1 protein-coding gene and 2 pseudogenes are annotated in these 3729 nt (G+C 61.4%); 1 reads left to right on the top strand and 2 read right to left on the bottom strand.

All coding sequences use genetic code 11. The annotated features are described in order from the left end of the window. Together JWQ61_RS19000 and JWQ61_RS18995 are read right to left on the bottom strand one after the other, a co-directional pair. Nucleotides 1-818, bottom strand: a pseudogene (locus JWQ61_RS19000) (hypothetical protein); the annotation flags it as partial. Between the two features lie 39 nt (nucleotides 819-857). Beyond that, on the bottom strand, nucleotides 858-3008 hold the full coding sequence (locus JWQ61_RS18995) for a S9 family peptidase (protein WP_304361872.1): 2151 nt from the start codon (nucleotides 3006-3008) through the stop codon (nucleotides 858-860). Between the two features lie 227 nt (nucleotides 3009-3235). On the opposite strand from JWQ61_RS18995, the pseudogene JWQ61_RS18990 reads away from it, so the two are divergent. Further along, nucleotides 3236-3729: pseudogene (locus JWQ61_RS18990) on the top strand (hypothetical protein); the annotation flags it as partial.

The raw sequence follows: 3729 nt of genomic DNA, 5'->3' as shown, positions 1-3729 counted from the left end.
GTGCCGACATCGAGCCGCGCCAGGCCCAGGACGGTGGTGACTGTTGGGCCGAACACCGCCTTGGATTCAGCAGCCGGCGCACCGAACTTGATCCACATCACCTTGCTGTCGAGATAGGTCTCGGAATCCGGATCGCCCGGCTTGAGCGTCTTCAGCTGGTTGTAGGTAAGCGACTTGCTGTCTGGCAGCCAGCCGAGCAGGGCTTCGTGCACGCGCGGAATCGGCTCGCCGACATTTTTCCCGCTTGCCGTATCGAGGATGTAGAGCGAAGCATCTTCCGAACCGCCGGCGGAAACGCCGTAGGCTACGTGCTTGCCATCCCAGGCCGGGACAAAATAGTTGATGGCGTGCGGCACGCCGGTGCGCTTGGCGTCCAGCTCCGGATCGACCAGCACTCGTTCAGGACCCTGCAGGCTGTCGCGCATCACCAGCTTGAACTGCTTCTCGCCGCGGGCGCGCTTGAGGTAATACACCTGGTTGCCCGGCATGCGCGTCACATCGCGGATGTCGTCGCCGGTGGCGGCGGAAATCTCGGCGATGCGCTGTTCCAGCTGGCCGCGCAGTTCTATCCGGTCCAGTTCCTTGCGCGCCGACTCGCCCTGCTCCTTGAGCCAGGACTGCACCTTGGGATCTTTCACATTCTCGAAATAGCGGTACGGATCTTTCACGGTGACGCCGTGCAAGACGTCGCTGACGTCCTGCACCGGGGCGACGGTAACTGCCTGTGCAGGCAAGGCTGCGATCAGGCCAACAACTGCGGAAATTGCAGCAACTGAGGTGGCGGCAAACAATCGCGATGGTTTGTTCAAAAATTGCATGGCAATCCTAGGTAAGTTGAATGGTAGGAATCTTTGTTCTTAGCGTTTTCGCGACGGCAGCAACCCCCACTGCGACAACATCCACGCCATTTCAAACGAGCGTTCCTTGATCGCGTCATAGCGGCCGGAAGCGCCGCCGTGGCCGGCGCCCATGTTCACCTTGAGCAGCAGGGGATTGCGGTCGGTTTTCATGGCGCGCAGCCTGGCGACATATTTCGCCGGCTCCCAGTACATCACCTGGCTGTCGTTGAGGCCGGTAGTGACCAGCATCGACGGATAGGCCTTGCGCTCGATATTGTCGTAGGGCGAATAGCTGCGCATATAGTCGTAGGCAGATTTTTCGTTGGGATTGCCCCATTCCAGGTATTCGCCGGTGGTGAGCGGCAGGCTGGCGTCCATCATGGTGTTCATCACGTCGACGAACGGCACCGCTGCATGCACCGCATGGAACAGGTCGGGCCGCATGTTGGTGACCGCGCCCATCAGCAGGCCGCCGGCACTGCCGCCTTCGATGATCAGGTGCTGCGGGCTGGTCCAGCCCTGCTTGACCAGGTATTCGGCGCTGTCGATGAAATCGTAGAAGGTGTTCTTCTTGTGCATCAGCATGCCGTCGTCGTGCCAGTGCTCGCCCATGTCGTTGCCGCCGCGGATATGCGCTTCGGCAAACACCACGCCGCGATCCAGCAGGCTGACGCGGCTGTTGGAGAACGTTGCTTCGGCCGGGATGCCGTAGGAACCGTAGGCGTATAGCAACAGCGGCGCCGAGCCGTCGAGCTTGATGCCTTTTTTGGCGACGGTCCAGAGCGGCACCTTGACGCCGTCGCGCGCGGTGGCCCACAGGCGCCTGGTTTCATACAGGGCAGGATCGTAGCCGGGCACTTCCTGTTGCTTGAGCAGCTTGCGCTCGCCGCTGGCCATGTCGACGTCGAACACGGTAGGCGGCGTCACCGGCGACTCGTACATCAGGCGGTATTGGCGCGAAGTGAATTCCGGCGTGCCGCCGGCATGCGAGGTGTACACCGCTTCGTCGAACTGCACGGTCTTCCAGCCATGGTCGGCAAAATTGTAGATGCGGGAACGTTCTTGCGCATCCGATTTTTCGCTGACCACCAGGAAATCGCGGAACAGTTCGAAGGATTCCAGCAAGACCTTGGGATCGTGCGCTATCAGTTCTTTCCAGTGCTCCGGGCCGGGCGTCGCCAGCGGCGCCGTCACCAGGCGGAAATTCTTGGCGTCCTTGTTGGTCATGATGAACAGCTCGCCGTCGCGGTGATCGACGTGGTAGCGATGGCCGGTTTCACGTCCCAGCACCGAGCGGAAGCTGCCTTGCGGCTGGTCCGCCGGCAGCAGGCTGACTTCGGTGGTGTCGGTGCTTTGCGCTTCGAGTTCGATGAATTTGCGGTCGCCGCTGTTGCCGACGCCGAGGTTGAACTGCTCGACAGCCTCGCGGTACACCTCGACTGGCTGGTCGCCCAGCTTGAGGCGCAGCAGCAGGTCGGAGCGTTTGGTGGTGGCGTCTTCCTGCACCAGGAACAGGGTCTGGCTATCGGCGGCCCAGGCCAGCGTGGTCACGCGTTCCACTGTATCGTCCAGCAGCTTCCCTGTGCTCAGATCCTTGACATGCAGCTGGTACTGGCGATAGCCGGTGGTGTCGGTGGAATACGCCAGGTAACGGTCGTCGGGGCTGACCGAAAAACTCTCGACGTGGAAAAATTCCTTGCCCTTGGCGAGCCGGTTTTCATCGAGCAGGATTTCTTCGCTGGCGCTGGCGTCATAGGAAAAATCGGCATCGGCCTTGGCCAGGCGGCGGCAAATAATTGGGTACTGTTGGCCGGCTTCAGTGCGGCTGTAATAGTAGTAGTTGCCGCGCCGGGTCGGCACCGACAGGTCGGTTTCCTTCATGCGGCCCTTCATTTCGCCGTACAGTTTCTTCGACAGCGGCGCCAGGTCCTTGGTCATGGCCTGGGTGTAGGCATTCTCCGCCTTCAGGTAGGCGATTACCTTGGGATTGGTCTTTTCGCGCAGCCAGTGGTAGTCGTCGGTGACGGTTTCGCCATGGCGGGTTTCCTGCCAGGCCTGCTTGGCGGCGGCCGGCGGCGTCGGGAGTGATGCGGCGAGAGTGGAAGTGGAGGTCATCAGAGCCAGGAAGAATGCGCCCAGGGTATGGGTGCGTTGCTGAAGAAAAGACATATAGTACAGATCCCTTGTATGGATAGACAATGCGCCTGGATATGCCCGGGTAAGGGTAATCCTTGATATGCAACTCTGTTGCAATCCGCTAAGTTACCTGTAATTCGGCGGAAACACAATATGCCAGCTCTCGGCAATTGCGGTTCGCAGCTTAATTCGCGGCTAAAATATCAGGCAAACGGTTGCGCCTGCCATGGCCCGCCGCATCCCCCAATCCGAAAGCCGCCATGCCCCAAACCCAGCAAGCCTTGTCCGACGCCGCCACTATCCTGGCGACGCGCCGCAAAACCGGTGCCCAGGGAGCGCGCCTGCCGCTGGCCTTGCGGCCGCCTGACGCCGCGGCAGCGTTGGCGATACAGGCGCTCGTCAGCGCGCAGATCGGCGACACGATAACTGCCTGGAAATGCGGCATGCCGGCCGCAGACCAGCCGGTGGCGGCGCCCATCTATGGCGGCACGGTCTTCAGCGGCGGCGCATGCACGGCCTGGGTGCGCGACGGCCAGGTGCGGATCGAACCGGAGCTGGCATTCATTCTCGGCCATGATTTACCGCCGCGCCCTTCGCCCTATTCCGAGGCAGAGGTCGATGCCGCCATCGCCCGCACCCACCTTGCGCTCGAACTGATAGACAGCCGTTACAGCGATCCGGACGAAGCCGATTTTCTTGAGAACCTGGCGGACGGACTGCTCAACCAGGGGCTGTACCTGGGGCCGCAGGTAGA

The sequence above is a fragment of the Collimonas fungivorans genome (genome assembly GCF_028292705.1).
Lineage (GTDB): Bacteria > Pseudomonadota > Gammaproteobacteria > Burkholderiales > Burkholderiaceae_D > Collimonas > Collimonas fungivorans_B.
The sequence above is the reverse complement of the archived record's forward strand: the minus strand, read 5'-3'. Positions and strand labels throughout refer to the sequence as shown.